Raw genomic sequence first — 15724 nt, forward strand, 5'->3', positions numbered from 1 at the left:
GGAACACTGGGCAGTGTATTCAAACCCCCGGAATGGGAGGAATGAGAGGATGCAAAGCAGGGAGAATAGGAAAGCTTCCTCCGGTTCGGGTTTGAATACACGCCCTAAATGAAGGAATTATACCAGACGGTGGGTCCTCTGCTTTCCATCAACCCAGATGGCAGGGACCTGATCGTCCATCTTAACATCGGGGAAGCAGCACTCGTTGTTGGGGCATGCGCCAGAGTATTGCCGGAAACCCTTGATTCTACAAGGTTTTTTGTTTTGTCTGAAGCAGTTATTCGGGGTTATCGAAGCTATTTCTGGGGGTTACCCTGACCCTTTCGTTTCCGGCTATGATAAACAATGAGCAGCAGTAACGGAAATACAAAGGCATAGGTGAAGTTCCAGTCTACCCAATAGGCCGGGACTTCCTTGACGTAGAAGATGATATCTTTGGAAATCAGATGAGACAGTCCGTAAATCAGAAACGCTACCGGAAAAATCAGGGAGCGATAGGTTTTTAGTTTTAGCAGTTGGGCTGTTCCCAAGACAAATGAGTAGAAGTAAAGCGCTGTTTTGAAATAAGTGCTGATGATCCATGCGGTGGCCATTAACGCTTCAATCCGCTGCAGAAAATTAGCGATATTGATTCTTTGGGCAAGAATATAGGCTGCATAGAAATTATGCTCGGAAAAATAAACCCCAAGTACCGTTAGAGAAAGAAACAAAATGAGGTTAAGAGCAATGGCTCCTATCAACAGAAAAATGAAGATATCACGGTTCGTGTTGCTTTGTTTTTGGGCATAGGGATACACCATAAAGAACACACATAATTCTCCAAACGGATAAAACACACCGTACATAATAGTATGCAGCATGTCAGGAAACGGCGTATTCAGCATAGGATAGATCCGTTCCATCCGGACATCGGGAAACAGCAGCACGATCAGACAGATCAGGAACACAGCAAAGAAAGGAAAAAAGATCTGGGCTGCTCTACCTAGGGTTTCAAGACCCAGCCGCATGCCGTAGACCAGTAGAACAACCGCCATGAAGCCGATGACCCCGCTGGGTGTACCCTCATAAATCTGTGTGCCCATGAAATCTTCGATTTCCCTGACATAAGTAGAAGCTGCGATCAGGAAAAAGAATAAATAACTCAGCCCGACAGCCCCGCCTACCCATTTACCTAAAATTTGCAAGGAAAGTTCGATAATCGTTTTAGTTGAATCTATATTTGCTGTGGATATCATCAACTTTACGACTGCGAGACCCAGGGGGAGACTAATCAAGGCAGCAATCCAAGCATCCTCGTGGGCTCCCGCCGTCATCACCGAAGGATAGATAAGTGCCATATCCCCAATCAGAGCGAAAAGTCCGAGTGTGATCATTTGAGATGTACTAAGCCGGTCATTTTCAAGACTCATGCGTTCCCTCCGCTCTGCTTCAAACTGCTAGTCAGCAATATCTTCTTCCCTAGCATGTAATTCCACTTCCAGAATTATGTATCGAGAATGAAAATAGGTCATTCATAGGCATAATTATCAAATATTCCTTCATACTATGTACATCTTGTTCATGGAAAGTGGAGGTTCACTATGAAGGATACCGTTATGGGCACATTGTCACAGCGTCTGGAGGAGAATCAGATCCAGTTGAATCAACTGCTGGGAAAAAGCACCGATCTGGTCACAAAAGAACTGCAACTGGATTCGTCTACCCATATTGCTCTGGTCTACATTGACGGTCTTGTGGATACACAGGTGCTGCATAACTCCATACTATATTCACTTCAGGAAGGAGCGATCCAAGACCAGTTTAAGGATCTTGATCCGTTCCAAAAGCTTGAGCTTCTGCGAAAGCGCATATTAATTGCGGGAGATCTGTCGGTCACCCATGACTTTAAGCAATTTGTTCATCAGCTGATGTCCGGAAATGTGATGGTTCTGGTGGATGGAACCGCGGATGCCCTGCGAATCGGACTGCCCGGGTGGGAGGACCGTAATGTGAGTGAACCAAACTCACAATCGGTTGTACGGGGGCCGATGGAAGGGTTCACGGAGAATATGCGGACGAACACGGCACTGATCCGCAGGAAAATCAAAGACAGCCAGCTATGGCTGGAAACTTTTCAAATCGGGAAGGTAACTCAGACTAGCGTATCTATTATGTACCTGACTCATATCGCAAGTCCTGACCTGGTGCAGGAGGTGAAGAGCCGGCTGGGCAAAATAGATACGGATAGTATCCTGGAGAGCGGCTATATCGAGGAATTTATTCAGGATAAAGCGGCTACACCTTTCCCGACCATTTACAACAGCGACCGGCCGGATACCATTGCGGCGGGAATCCTGGAGGGGAAAGTGGCGATTCTTGTAGACGGAACGCCATTTGTTCTGCTGGTCCCTACCTTTTTTGTCTCCTTTTTTCAATCGTCGGAAGATTATTATCAACGGTCCGATATTTCTACGTTGCTGCGGTTTATCCGTTTTCTTTCCTTCTTCATTACACTATTTGCTCCTTCTTTTTATGTGGCCGTGACCACGTATCACCAGGAGATGATTCCTACCAGTCTTGTGATCAGTCTTGCGGCACAGAGGGAGAGTGTACCTTTTCCGGCTTTTGTGGAGGCGCTGCTGATGGAATTGACGTATGAAATTTTACGGGAAGCCGGTGTGAGAATACCCAAGAATGTAGGACAGGCCATATCTATTGTGGGCACGCTGGTGATTGGACAGGCGGCCGTTTCGGCGGGTCTTATCTCTTCGGCGATGGTCATCATCGTATCCATTACTGCGATTTCCAGTTTCGTCATACCGGAGTCAGGAATGGCGGTTGCTGCGAGAATTATTCGTTTTGCACTAATCGGGCTGGCTGGTTTTATGGGATTATACGGAATACTGTTTGGAGTTTTTTTGATTATATTGCATTTGGCAAGCTTGCGTTCGTTCGGCATGCCTTATATGAGTCCGATCGCTCCATATCGTTCAAGCGATCTGAAGGATTCTATTTTCCGTTTTCCTTGGCCGCTGTTAAAAACTAGGCCGTCAAACAATAAGATTCAAGACCTGAAGCGTCAAGACACATCCAAACGTGAGGGATCGGCATATGATCGCGAGAAATAGGAAGATCTTCATCCGGCTGCTGCTTGCTTTTATCGTACCTATGCTGCTCAGCGGATGCTGGGAAAGGCGGGAGTTAAATGAATTGGCCTTTGTGCTGGGGATGGGGCTGGATAAGGCAGAGTCCGGGTACAGAGTTACGCTGCAGGTGGTGATTCCTTCCTCGCTCACCGCTCCTACCGTGGGAGGAACGGGTGGAGGTGTACCGATAGTGGTTACAGCCTTCACTGTGCCTACGATATACGAAGCCGAACGCCAGTACAGCCTGATCAGTTCTAGAAACGGCTATTTTGGGCATATCCGTGTTCTGGTGATTGGTGAAGAACTTGCCCGGGCGGGAGTTGGCGAGGTATTGGATGTGCTGACGCGGAGCCGGGAGCCGCGTAATGATTTCTATGTCATGGTCGCCAAAGATACGACCGCAGAAAAGGCCCTGAAGGTTTTTACTCCACTAGACAAAGTACCGGCCAATAAGTTGTTTAATTCCCTGGACAAATCCTACAAGAATACGTCCAAAACGGTCGCTGTTCCTTTAAACAGATTCATTGAAGACCTGATTAGTGAGGGGAAGAATCCGGTGTTGACCGGAGTTGTGGTGACCGGCAGTGCCGGGGAGGGCGATAAGAAGAGCAATGTGGAAGATAGCACTCCTAAAGCCAGTACGCTTTTTCATAACGTAGCTGTATTCAAGCAAGATAAGATGATCGGCTGGTTAGGTGATAAGGAGACGATTGGCTACAATTATCTGACCAATAACGTTGTCAAAAGCTCAGGCCCTATAGATGGCGATGATGGCAAGCCGATTATCATTGAAGCGCTCCACACTACTACTAAACGTAAAATTAAGTTCATTGACGGTGAACCGCATATTTACATTCATGTAAAGGCGGTATGCAACATTGAAGATGTGCACAGCAAAGATAATCTGGAAGCAGAACGCGTAATCAAACAGCTGGAGAGAAAATCGGAAGAACGGATTACTTTGCGGATGAAAACGGCCGTCGAGCAAGTAAACAAGAAGTTTAATGCGGATATCTTTGGGTTTGGGGAGTCGATATACCATACCAGTCCGAAAGCTTGGGCCAGACTACAGCAAACCCAAGGGGACGATTATCTGAAGTCGCTGCCCATCCATTATCAAGTGAGTGTGACGATTAATAGGATTGGCATTACTGATAAATCGTTTATTGATGATATCAAGGAGTGAGAGAGCATGTTAATTTTTTTTCTGGTTATTGCTGCGGTTTGCGTGGTCATCGATTTGCCGTTGCTAAGACGAAGAAGGAGGCGCCGCGAGCTCCTGGTCTGGTTCATGTTCTGGGCCGCCGGTATGGGTGCGGTCGTTTGCTCCTTGTACAAAATCAATGTTCCCAGCCCGCTACTTCTCGTTATGCTGATCTATAAACCGGTTAACAGCCTGTTTGAAGCTTGGTTCTAAACTTATTTTACTGATACCAAAAAACCTCTCTTGCAGGCTCTGACTAAATCAGATACCTGTAAGGAGGTTTTTTGGTGGTTATGCGCTTGGCGGCGCAGGTCTAAGGAGTTTGTTCCGACCTTCAGCCTGTCGGCATAGCGACCCAGTGCCCTGCGGAGATCTCTACCAGGCTTGATTGCTCCAAATTATATTTGTCGCCGCCGCTTTGTTCCTCCAGCAGCACTCTTTTCTTAATGGCTTCAATCTTCGGATCGGGCACCGGGATGGCCGCCAGCAGCGACTTCGTATAATCATGCTGCGGGTTGGTGTACAGCTCTTCGCTTTCGGCCAGCTCGACGATCCGGCCCATATACATCACTGCCACCCGGTCGCTGATATGCTTGACCATGGACAAGTCATGGGCAATGAACAGATACGTCAGGCCGAGGCGCTGCTGCAGTTCTTCCAGCAGCTTGACGACCTGCGCCTGAATGGACATATCCAGCGCAGACAATGGTTCATCGCAGACGATGAACTTGGGCTCGACCGCGAGGGCGCGGGCGATGCCGATCCGCTGCCGCTGCCCGCCGGAGAATTCATGCGGATAGCGGATGGCAAAGGCCGGATCAAGCCCGACCAAGTCCAGCAACTCCTCGACACGTTTCTTCCGTTCACTCTTACTGCCGGCCAAGTTATGGACATCCAGTGCCTCCCCGATGATATCCAGCACCTTAAAGCGCGGATTCAGCGAAGCGTACGGGTCCTGGAAGATCATCTGCATATGGCGCCGCATTGTCTTCATCTCCTGGGCATTCAGCCGGTTAACCGCCATGCCCTGGAAGAGCACATCCCCGCCGGTGGGTTCATGCAGGCGCAGAATAGAACGGCCGGTTGTAGACTTGCCGCTGCCGGATTCACCGACCATGCCCAGTGTCTCCCCTTCGCGGATATGGAAGCTAATGTCGTTGACTGCACGCAGTACTCTGCCTTTACCAAGGTCAAAATGCTGCTTCAGCGATCTCACCTCCAGCAGCGGACGTTTCACTTCCCCGGCTCCCTGGATAATCAGCCCGGGTGCCTTGGGTTTCTTCTTTTCGTCCAGACGGGGCAAAGCGTTCAAGAGCCGCTGTGTATAAGGATGTTGCGGGCGGGCAAAAATGTCCTCGGTTGTGCCCGTCTCCACAATTTCCCCGTCCTTCATAACCACTACACGGTCGCACATCCCGGCGACTACGCCCAGATCATGTGTAATCAGAATAATGGAGGTGCCGAGCCGCTCCTGCATATGCTTCATCAGATTGAGAATCTGGGCCTGAATGGTCACATCCAGCGCCGTGGTCGGTTCGTCGGCAATGAGCAGCGCCGGCTGGCAGACCAGGGCTATCGCGATCATCACCCGCTGCCGCATGCCGCCCGAGAATTCATGCGGATACTGCTGATACCGCATCTCACTGTCGCGGATGCCGACTTGCTTCAGCATCTCCAGCGCTTCCTGCCTGGCTGCTTTCCGGGACAGCTTCCGGTGCTTAACCAGACTTTCACTGATCTGTTCTCCAATCCGGATCGTCGGGTTAAGTGAACTCATCGGATCCTGAAAGATCATCCCGATCTCCCGTCCCCGGATGTGCTCCATCTGCTTCTCCGACTTGGTAGCCAGGTTATCCCCCAGAAAGATAATCTCTCCTTCTTTTAGATGTGCGGGCGGAGAAGGCAGCAATCTCATAATGGAGCGGGCAGTGACACTTTTGCCGCTGCCCGACTCTCCGACAATCCCCAGCGTCTCCCCTTTATAAACTTCAAAGCTTACGCCGCGTACGGCAGGACGCTCTTCATCATGGCTCTGGAAAGAGACATGTAAATTATTCACTTCCAAAATCGGTTCCATTGTAACACCTGCCAGTTTTCATTATTAAAGATATCATTTCTTGACATTATTAAAATCTATTAATAAAATATACCTTATCGATCGGAATAGTTCAATTTAAAAAATGTAAAATGAAAAATTAAGGAGGAACACATTATATGGAGGCGGCAAAAAGTGGGGGGATGAACTTCGCCGGGGCAATTGGTGACACTTACGGCAAACTGCTGCAGAACTCCTCATACCGGTATTTCGCCCTTGTGCTGGGCGCACCCGTTAATCTGTTCACGTTGTTTGTCCACCGTGTTCATAAAGCCGGGGATATTTATGCTTCCACTGAGCGGGAGACGCGGCAGGAACTGCTGGCTTCAGGACTTCAGGAGCAGCTCAAGACCGAGTTCGTTGAACAATTGCACAGTAAGATCAGGTTCTTCGGGCAGCAGGCAAGTGTTGCTGAGCTTGACAGCCAAGCCGCGCAGCTGGCGGCAGAACGCTTTGAGAATATTGTTGCCGAACGTGTGGACAGCAGGCTGCGGGAGAAAGGACTCGCCAGGTCAACGTTTATCAGTACCTTTCAGGCGCTGCTGCGGCATCCGTGGTTTTTACCGTTATCTATTATTCCAGGCTTTCCATTATATCTATTAATTTTGTTGTATAGCAGCCCTTATCTCAAATACATATTTGAAAGATTGGTAATGACGGTATTCGTTATTTTCGGCGTTGCAGTCCTTGTATTTACAATATTGTATATTTCACCGTTTGATCCTGCGGTCAATATTCTCGGCCAGACGGCCACCGACGCGCAGATCATCGAATTCAACCGGGTATACGGACTGGATCAGCCGTATCTTGTGCAGCTATGGGACAATGTTAAAGGTATTGCAATGTTCGATCTGGGCAAAGCCTTTGCGGGGAACGAAGACATTGTGACGGCGATTGGCCGCAAATTTCCGGTTACGCTGGAACTTACGCTGCTGTCGCTGCTGATGGCGATCGTTATTGCCATTCCCATCGGAATTATCTCTGCCACCAAACCAAACTCCTGGTTCGACTATACCTTCATGCTCATTGCGCTGATCGGTTTGTCGATCCCGAGCTTCTGGCAGGGGCTGGTCTTTATCCTGGGTTTCTCCATTAAACTGCAGTGGCTTCCGGCTACCTTTAGCCCTAGCAACTGGATGACCTTTATTATGCCGGTGGTGGTGCTGGGGACAGGCCTGACTGCAGCCATTGCCCGAATGACCCGGGCTTCCACGCTTGAGGTCATTCATGAAGATTACATTATTACGGCGACTGCCAAAGGCCTCAGCAAACGGAAGGTGCTGCTGAAGCACGCCGTACGCAATGCGCTCATCCCGATCGTAACCGTCATTGGCCTCCAGTTCGGAGGCATGCTGGGCGGGGCAGCCGTTACAGAAAAAGTATTCAACATCAGCGGGCTGGGCAGCTATATCGTGGATAAGCAGTTTATTCCCGACATTCCGGCCATTATGGGCGGCGTAGTCTATACGGCGATCACCATTTCCTTGATCAACGCGATTATCGACATTCTGTACGCCTTTGTGGACCCGCGTATCCGTTCCAAAATGAAACAATACTGATAGCAGGTGAACATTCATGGTCAACGCAAGCGCCGCAAGGCGCGAAACACAGCTTAAGCTCAAAACCTCCCAGGAGTACCGCCAGGCAGGTTTTGCCTGGGTCGGTTCCCTCATCGTAACATTGGCCTTGTTGCTGAGCAGCTACGATTGGGAGACGCAAGCCATTAAACCTTATGTATGGGTGGCCTGCTGCCTTTATGGCGCCTTTACATTACTGCAAGTACTGCTCACCCTGCTGATACGCAGAGATATCATGGTCCGGGGAGAAATTCATGGCGTAACCCGCGCCTTGGGCTACATCCAGATCCTAAGCCTGGTTACAGGCAATGTCTTCCTCGTTACGGCAGCTTTTCAGCTGATCCGGAAGCGCAAGTCGCCGGAGTATACTCTTGCGGTGTATACGCTGCTGACACAGATAGCTGTTATTGCAGTCTCTGCAATAAACCTGTACAAGCCCTACGTAGCGGATACCTTCCTGACCGGAATGTTTATCCTGCTGGCGGTAGCCGCTTTTCATCTGCTCGTGGTCGTGCTCACAGCTAAATTCGTGCGGCGGCGCCAAGTTCCCCGCCGGCTGGTCTGGGTGGCCTATCCGCTGCTGCTGACCTCGCTGACCGGTAATTTATTCGCGCTGGCGCTGGGCATCATTCTGCTGGTCCGTATCCGGAACAGAGACAATCCTGCGGTAGCCGGTTGGGAGGATGTGCTGGAACGGCTGACCCGCAACACGACGGCAATGCTGGGGCTGCTGTTTATTGCTTTTCTGTTCTCCGTCTCTGTCTGCAGTTACGTCACCTTTGATTACGGTATGGCCGTGGATAACAACTACTCACTGATTTTGCAGCCGCCGTCACTGGCCTATCCGCTGGGTACCGATAATTTCGGACGTTGTCTGTTCACGCGCATTATCTTCGGGGCCCGAATTTCCCTGATTGTCGGTGTAATGTCCACCGTTCTGCCGCTTCTTCTAGGGGGTACACTCGGGGCCATTTCCGGCTACTATGGCCGCTATACCGACAACATCATCATGCGTGCGCTCGATGTTCTGTATGCTATTCCAGGCATCCTGCTGGCCATTGCGATTATTGCCGCCTTTGGTGCCAATACGGTCAATCTGATTCTCGCGCTCAGCGTCGGGGCCATCCCGACCTACGCACGGACCATGCGGGCCAATGTGCTGCAGGTGTCCACGTATGAGTTCGTTGATGCCGCGCGGGCCTTTGGCTCCAGCAATGCAGCCATTATATTCAAACATATTGTTCCGAATTCATTGGCTCCGATGATCGTCAAGTCCACCTTAACTATTGGCGGTGCGGTCATCTCTACCAGCAGTCTCAGCTTCCTGGGGCTGGGCATCGAACCGCATATCCCGGAATGGGGCAATATTCTCAAGCTGGGCAGCACCTACCTGGAGACGAACTCCTATCTGGCGATTTTCCCGGGGCTGGCGATTATTGCACTCGTCTTATCTTTCAACTTCCTGGGTGATGGGCTGCGCGATGCGCTTGACCCCAAGATGGAATAACGGATTCACCGGAAAATGCGTCTTGCTGACGTTTTTCATAGAGATACTATTTATATTCTGGGGAGGAAATTGTAATGAAAACAAGATCTACATTGGCTTTGCTGCTGACTCTGGTGCTTATCCTTAGCGGATGCTCGGTAGCAACCAAATCCAATACAGCCAGCAGTACCACGGAACCCGCTTCTTCCGAAGCTCCGGCTGGAGATAATACTGCTACTACTGCGCCGGTTGGGATTGAAGTGCTTGGCATGAGCAATAATGAGTCTGATCTGAACATTGTCAGAGACCAGCTGACTAAGAACGGCTTCAACGTGAAGCTGAATATTCAGCCTGATTACGCAAGCTTCAAAGCCCAGGAGGATGCAGGCAACTATGATGTGTCCATGTCCAGCTGGACAACAGTTACCGGCAACCCCGACTACGCGGTCAGATCGCTGTTCAAGACTGGAGGCGACTATAGTATCCAGTCCGATCCTGAGCTTGATGCGCTGATTGATAAGGCGGCAACACAAACACCGGAAGAATATACACAAACGTATAAAGAGCTGGAGCAGCGTCTGGTATTCGATGAGGCCCGCATTGCCCCGCTGTATATTTCCTTGAAGAGCCAAGCGGTCAACAAGGAAATTCTGAAGCCGGATTCTGTAAGATTGTCCAAATCGCGGGCACTCGCCTGGGAAGACATTGATTTCAATGACACCGCAAAACGCGCCACTCAGCCGTTGATTCTGGCCCAGGCAGCTTCCAACCTGACCTCCCTGGACCCGATTAAAGGCAATGACGGTTCAATCAACCAGCTCAATACGAATATGTATGTGCGACTGGTCAACCTGACCGATGATGACAAAATCACTTCCGAAGCTTCGCTGTCCCGCAATTACAGCATTGCTGACGGCAACCAAGACTATTATTTCATTCTCCGGGACGATATTAATTTTGCCAAAATCGAGAATAAAAAGGCAGTAGATACCGGGGAACGTGTAGGCGGCGATGATGTCGTGTTTTCTCTGGAGCGCGCCAAGAACAAGGATTCCGTGCCGGATCACCGCACCTACAGCCTGCATGAGCATATCAAAACTGCCGAGGTGTTCACCGACCTGAACGCTCTGGGTTCGATCCAGCAGGCAGGCGGAAAGGGGACTGTGAAGGAAGCCTTGGAACAAGGTCTTGAAGCGCCAATCTCCGAGCTCGTAGCAGACAAGAAACAAGCGAACAACAAGCAAGGCAAATATCAGGTCGTAAAATTGACGACTACTGAGCCCTTTCCGCAAGTGCTGAACTATCTGGCGCATCAATCTGCCGGCATTGTCTCCAAGAAGCAAGTGGAGAGCATCAACACCTATGATGTGGCCAAATTCGACGTCAACAAGGATATTCCTTACGGTGACCAGAACACGGTAACGGAGGGCGACAAATACAACAATACTTTGTACGCCAGCGGCCCTTACATTTTGTCCTACAAGAATGACTATGAAGGGATTTTCCTGAAGAATCCGGGTTATCAAAAAGGCACAGACAACGAGGCCCATATCAACCAGGTAAATGTACGCTTTATTGCAGACGCCGACAGCACATTGTCTGCCCTGCGCAGCGGTGAAATTTATGTGTATTACGGTGTGCCGGAAACCAAATATGAAGTAGTCGAAGGCGACAGCAAGCTGCAGCTTAAGAGCATCCCGAGCAATGCTGTGAGCTACCTGTTGTTCAACACTAAGAACCGCGATATAGCGGGAAACCTGGATCTCCGCAAAGCTGTACTCTACTCCATCAATCAGGATGAAATTCTGGCCTTCTACAAAAACAATAAGCTCAAAGCGGTCTCCACAGTCAGCCCGCTGGTCGATACCGGGAATGAACTGAAGGCCGATCCGGCCAAGGTTAAAGAATTCTTGGGCCTATACCAAGCTTCCAAGTAATTAATGAACGGCAACGTATGACATGCGGCCGAGGCGAAAATAAGTGGAACCGATCAGCAAACGCTGGTCGGTTTTTTCCCATAAGCCATGAAATGGCTGTTTGGGTTGGTCCTTATTTTTGAGTAGGATATACATGAGTGTTTGGTGAGGACGGTGCGCGAACGGACCGTTGTTCCAATCGCTGTTATATCCAGATTTTATTTATTTGCCTTAGCGGTAAAAATCCGGATATAAAGGCGACCGCTACCGCTTTTACACAATCAGTCCGTTCTCTCCGCTCTGGAGTATGCGATACCAGAACCAGACGGCATAGTCAAGGCTCTTCCGAACGAGTGTCCATAAAGCTTAACATTATAGCCATCGCCCTTTCCGGTAATTTGGGTTATAATCGAGGAAAATTTTTGAAGGTGGATTAGTGTGAAAATCGGAAAAATGAGATTACGTTTGCAAGCGACCATCACAGTAATGATTTGCCTCGTTGTCACCCTCGTCCTGCTGATTGTGTTTATAATGTTTGGTATAAAGGTCTCTGAACAAGCCGAAGAAGCACTGGAGAGCAAAGCTATAACCATTGCCCGCACCCTTTCGCGTACTCCAGTTGTCATTGACGGCCTGCTCGGAAATGGCGATTCCGGTGGCATTCAGGATTACGCATCCGAAATCAGCACCATCAATAACGTCGAGTTTATTGTCGTTATGGACATGCAGGGGATTCGCCGTTCCCATCCCGATCCGGCCTTGATCGGCAAGCATTTTATGGGAGGGGATGAGACAGATGCATTGCACGGCAAGGAGACGTTATCCGTTGCTGAGGGTTCGCTGGGCTATTCAGTGAGAGCGTTTTCGCCTATATTTGGATCAGAGGGAAAAGTGATTGGTGCAGTGGCTGTGGGCATCTCGCTTGGCAGCGTCCAGTCCGCTGTGAAGCAGAATCAGTGGATTATCTACTGGGGAATACTGGTTGGGGGACTCATGGGCATCACAGGAGCAGTACTGCTGGCACGCAAAATAAAACGGATGATATTCGGCATGGAGCCCGGGGAAATCGCAAAGCTGCTGGAGGAACGAAACGCCATGCTGCAATCCACCAAAGAAGGGATTTTGGCGGTAGACAAAGAATCCCGTATTACATTAGTCAATGCGGAGGCGCGAAGGCTGATGGGCAGCGTCGGTATGAACCAGGACCCGGTTAACAGGCAAATCGAGCAATTCTGGCCCCTGCTCCGGATGGACAGAGTACTGGGAAATGGCAAGGCGTTGCAGGATATGGAAGTAGAACAGAGCGGCATCACGCTGCTGGTAAATGTGGTTCCGGTCAAGGTTAACGGAATCATCGAAGGAGCCATCGCCACCTTTCGGGACAAGACCGAAATCAGCTTGCTGATGGAGAGGCTTTCGGGGATATCTCTATATGCTGAAGCGCTGCGGGCTCAGACCCATGAATTTATGAACAAGCTTCACGTGATTATGGGCCTGACCAATATGCGCAGCTATGACCGGCTGGAAGAATATCTTACCGACACCGTGCTTAATATTCAGACGGAAGCGGACGCTGTGGTCAAACTGGTGAAGGACCCGATTATGGTCGGATTTCTGCTGGGAAAGCTCAGTCGGATCCGGGAGGCGGGGGTGCGGCTGGTTATCCTGGAGGACGGCGTTCTGCCCGAGTCCGCAAATCACGAAGTATCGCGGGAATTGGTTACAATCGTCGGCAATCTGCTGGATAATGCTCTGGAAGCGGTGGATGGTGTCAGCGACAAGATGATCCAGATCGGTTTCCGGCATGCAGAAAGTCAGCTTACGCTCAAGGTTGGCGACAATGGAACAGGTATTTCTAAGGAGTGTGAAGATCGTATGTATGAACAAGGCTATTCCACCAAAGGCAAGGACAGGGGCATCGGGTTGTATCTGGTGGGCAGGAGCCTGGCCAAGCTGGGCGGAACGATCCGCTGGGAGAGCCGTGCGGGTGAAGGAACCGAGTTTACTGTGCAGTTACCTTATATTGCGAAGAGTGATAAATGACCATGATAAAGGTACTTATTGTTGAAGATGATCCGATGGTTTCGGAGATGAATAAATTTTACCTGCAGCAGGTTGAAGGCTTCCGCGCCGAAGGTTGGGCCAGTTCTGCAGACGAGGCGCTAAACCTGCTGGCGAAGAACGTCTATGATCTGATCCTTTTGGATATTTACATGAAGGAGAGCAACGGGCTGGAGCTGCTGTCCGAGATTCGCCAGAGTGGCCTAAGGGTGGATGTCATCGTCATTTCGGCGGCCAGCGACAAGGAAAGCATCCAGGAGTCTCTGCAAAACGGGGCGGTGGATTATCTGATTAAGCCGTTTGAGTTCTCCAGATTCCGTGCCGCGCTGAATGGATACAAGGAGCAGATCCGGTTGTTCCGTTCCCGGAACCAACTGAACCAATCGGAGCTGGACAAGCTCTCCAGATTCAAACATGAGCGGAAAGTTTCGCAGGAGCTGCCTAAAGGCTTTACGCGTCAGACACTGCAGAACGTCTGGAGAGCGGTGGAGTCCTGCGCCTGCGAGCTTTTTTCCGCAGAGGACATCTCGGTTCTGTCCGGGATTTCCCGTGTATCCGTCGGCAAGTATTTGGTTGAGCTGATGGAGCTGGGAGTGCTGGAAATGGATAGGGTCTACGGAAGTGTGGGCAGGCCGGTGCAGAAATACAGGATCGCTCCAAATGGCAGGTCACTGATTACTCAATACATATAACGAAACAGGAAGCTCTTGCTGCGAAAATCGCAGCGGGAGCTTTTTCTTTTGATAGGGAGAGGGTCCGTGATTTTATGTTGGCGCTAACTTTAATAATTTACAAAACCTCTTCATTATTTACACAAAAACAAAAGCGCTTTCAAAGCAGCTATGATGATTTTGTAAAAGAACTAAGGGAGGTAAGGATAACATGCAAAAAGCATTTCAGTCGCCAGTTGCAGTACCGGATGAGCAGCGTGGCTCTGAGCAAGAAAAACAAGGCTTTGCACAGCGGGTCATCCAATTAAAGGTAGGTGTTATTCCACTGCCGCTGTATGTGATATTTGCCCTCATCATATTTGCGGCGTCTGTGTTAGGCGAACTGCCAAACGATATGATCGGCGGATTTGCGGTGATCATCATCCTGGGTGTGCTGCTAAGCGATCTTGGTTTCAAGCTTCCAATTCTGAAGAATATCGGCGGCCCGGCAATCCTCTCCTTGATGATCCCCTCGTTCCTGGTGTTCTGGAATGTGCTTGATCCTTCGGTTACGGAATCGGTCAACACGCTGATGAAGACGTCGAACTTTCTCTATCTGTATATTTCAATTCTGGTAGCGGGAAGTATTACCGGGATGAACCGCACCACATTAATCAGCGGCTTCATCCGCATCTTTATCCCGATGATGGCCGGAACCATTGTGGCGGTAGCCGCGGGTCTCGGGGTCGGCATGCTGCTCGGCTACAGTGCACACCGCACGTTATTCTACATTATCGTGCCGATTATTGGCGGCGGTGTCGGTGAAGGGATACTCCCGCTGTCCATCGCCTTCTCGCAGATTCTAGGCGGTGAATCGGGTTCCTATGTAGCCCAAATGATACCGGCGGCGGTGATCGGCAATGTGTTCGCGATTATCGGTGCGGGACTGCTCAAGAGAATGGCCGATAAAAATCCGCTCATTACCGGCAATGGCGTGCTGGTGAAATCAAAAAATGGCCAGAAGCTGGGCGGAAGCACCTATGACAGTGCCAAACCGGACTTTCTGCTGATGGGCGCCGGACTGCTGTTTGCCTGCGGGCTATTTATTACGGGGCATTTGCTGTCGCCATTCATCGGCGTCCCCGGTCCTATCCTGATGATCTTTGCCGCAGCGCTGCTTAAAGTACTGAAGCTGCTGCCGGCCAAAATCGAGCAGGGCGCTTACCAGCTCTACAAATTTGTGTCCGGGACATTAACCTGGCCCCTCATGGTAGGCCTTGGTATGCTGTACATTCCGCTTGAGGATGTGGCCGCCCTGATCTCAGTTCCTTATATTATCGTTTGCGCAACCGTTATCGCCGCGATGATTCTCACCGGCTATTTTATCGGTAAATGGGTCAATATGTACCCCGTGGAAGCAGCGATAGTTACCGGCTGCCGCGGCGGTCTCGGCGGAACGGGCGATGTGGCCATTCTGTCGGCATCCGGGCGCATGGAGCTGATGCCGTTCGCTCAGATTTCTACACGTATCGGAGGAGCGATCACAGTGGTTGCAGCAACGCTGCTCATCTCGGTATGGGGCGGCTGATTGCGGGAACAGGCAAAAAAAT

The 15724-nt window shown here is 50.2% G+C and carries 11 protein-coding genes; 9 read left to right on the forward strand and 2 right to left on the reverse strand.

Going from position 1 to position 15724, the window contains the following annotated elements; all coding sequences use genetic code 11:
- Positions 1-296: 296 nt before the first annotated feature.
- A complete protein-coding gene (locus IEY53_RS24740; protein WP_189029771.1) occupies positions 297-1409 on the reverse strand; it encodes a GerAB/ArcD/ProY family transporter in 1113 nt (370 codons plus the stop codon).
- Between the two features lie 171 nt (positions 1410-1580).
- On the opposite strand from IEY53_RS24740, the gene IEY53_RS24745 reads away from it, so the two are divergent.
- From IEY53_RS24745 to IEY53_RS24755, 3 genes are read left to right on the forward strand one after another with little or no spacing between them, the layout of a single operon-like run.
- On the forward strand, positions 1581-3107 hold the full coding sequence (locus IEY53_RS24745) for a spore germination protein (RefSeq protein ID WP_189029772.1): 1527 nt from the start codon (positions 1581-1583) through the stop codon (positions 3105-3107).
- A complete protein-coding gene (locus IEY53_RS24750) occupies positions 3091-4311 on the forward strand; it encodes a Ger(x)C family spore germination protein (protein ID WP_189029773.1) in 1221 nt (406 codons plus the stop codon). The genes IEY53_RS24745 and IEY53_RS24750 overlap by 17 nt, the downstream gene beginning before the upstream one ends.
- A gap of 6 nt (positions 4312-4317) precedes the next feature.
- A complete protein-coding gene (locus tag IEY53_RS24755; RefSeq protein WP_189029774.1) occupies positions 4318-4542 on the forward strand; it encodes a hypothetical protein in 225 nt (74 codons plus the stop codon).
- Positions 4543-4663: 121 nt separating this feature from the next.
- On the opposite strand, the gene IEY53_RS24760 is transcribed toward IEY53_RS24755, so the two are convergent.
- On the reverse strand, positions 4664-6406 hold the full coding sequence (locus IEY53_RS24760) for an ABC transporter ATP-binding protein (protein ID WP_189029775.1): 1743 nt from the start codon (positions 6404-6406) through the stop codon (positions 4664-4666).
- A 137-nt stretch (positions 6407-6543) separates the two neighbouring features.
- Here IEY53_RS24760 and IEY53_RS24765 point away from each other — a divergent pair, with 137 nt between their 5' ends.
- The 6 genes from IEY53_RS24765 to IEY53_RS24790 all read left to right on the forward strand — a co-directional run bounded on the left by IEY53_RS24765 (position 6544) and on the right by IEY53_RS24790 (position 15702).
- Positions 6544-7983, forward strand: coding sequence for an ABC transporter permease (locus IEY53_RS24765; protein ID WP_189029776.1), 1440 nt, complete (start codon positions 6544-6546; stop codon positions 7981-7983).
- Between the two features lie 16 nt (positions 7984-7999).
- Positions 8000-9508 (forward strand): ABC transporter permease, encoded by a 1509-nt coding sequence (locus tag IEY53_RS24770; RefSeq protein WP_189029777.1) that lies wholly within the window; start codon positions 8000-8002, stop codon positions 9506-9508.
- 74 nt (positions 9509-9582) lie between these two features.
- Complete coding sequence (locus IEY53_RS24775; RefSeq protein WP_189029779.1) at positions 9583-11424, forward strand: ABC transporter substrate-binding protein; 1842 nt, start codon at positions 9583-9585, stop codon at positions 11422-11424.
- Between the two features lie 417 nt (positions 11425-11841).
- Entirely contained in the window at positions 11842-13446 is a 1605-nt protein-coding gene (gene dcuS, locus IEY53_RS24780; protein WP_229696334.1) for a DcuS/MalK family sensor histidine kinase, read from the forward strand.
- A gap of 2 nt (positions 13447-13448) precedes the next feature.
- Positions 13449-14156 (forward strand): response regulator, encoded by a 708-nt coding sequence (locus tag IEY53_RS24785; protein WP_189029809.1) that lies wholly within the window; start codon positions 13449-13451, stop codon positions 14154-14156.
- Between the two features lie 190 nt (positions 14157-14346).
- On the forward strand, positions 14347-15702 hold the full coding sequence (locus IEY53_RS24790; protein WP_189029781.1) for a 2-hydroxycarboxylate transporter family protein: 1356 nt from the start codon (positions 14347-14349) through the stop codon (positions 15700-15702).
- Positions 15703-15724 lie beyond the last annotated feature (22 nt).

The organism is Paenibacillus albidus, from assembly GCF_014644435.1.
GTDB lineage: Bacteria > Bacillota > Bacilli > Paenibacillales > Paenibacillaceae > Paenibacillus_AQ > Paenibacillus_AQ albidus.

Bases quoted from the DNA above. Each gene is read 5' to 3' on its own strand.
- IEY53_RS24765 (WP_189029776.1), top strand. From the start codon at position 6,544: ATGGAGGCGGCAAAAAGTGGGGGGATGAACTTCGCCGGGGCAATTGGT.
- IEY53_RS24750 (WP_189029773.1), top strand. From the start codon at position 3,091: ATGATCGCGAGAAATAGGAAGATCTTCATCCGGCTGCTGCTTGCTTTT.
- IEY53_RS24755 (WP_189029774.1), top strand. From the start codon at position 4,318: ATGTTAATTTTTTTTCTGGTTATTGCTGCGGTTTGCGTGGTCATCGAT.
- IEY53_RS24775 (WP_189029779.1), top strand. From the start codon at position 9,583: ATGAAAACAAGATCTACATTGGCTTTGCTGCTGACTCTGGTGCTTATC.
- IEY53_RS24745 (WP_189029772.1), top strand. From the start codon at position 1,581: ATGAAGGATACCGTTATGGGCACATTGTCACAGCGTCTGGAGGAGAAT.
- IEY53_RS24785 (WP_189029809.1), top strand. From the start codon at position 13,449: ATGATAAAGGTACTTATTGTTGAAGATGATCCGATGGTTTCGGAGATG.
- IEY53_RS24790 (WP_189029781.1), top strand. From the start codon at position 14,347: ATGCAAAAAGCATTTCAGTCGCCAGTTGCAGTACCGGATGAGCAGCGT.
- IEY53_RS24770 (WP_189029777.1), top strand. From the start codon at position 8,000: ATGGTCAACGCAAGCGCCGCAAGGCGCGAAACACAGCTTAAGCTCAAA.
- IEY53_RS24760 (WP_189029775.1), bottom strand. From the start codon at position 6,406: ATGGAACCGATTTTGGAAGTGAATAATTTACATGTCTCTTTCCAGAGC.
- IEY53_RS24740 (WP_189029771.1), bottom strand. From the start codon at position 1,409: ATGAGTCTTGAAAATGACCGGCTTAGTACATCTCAAATGATCACACTC.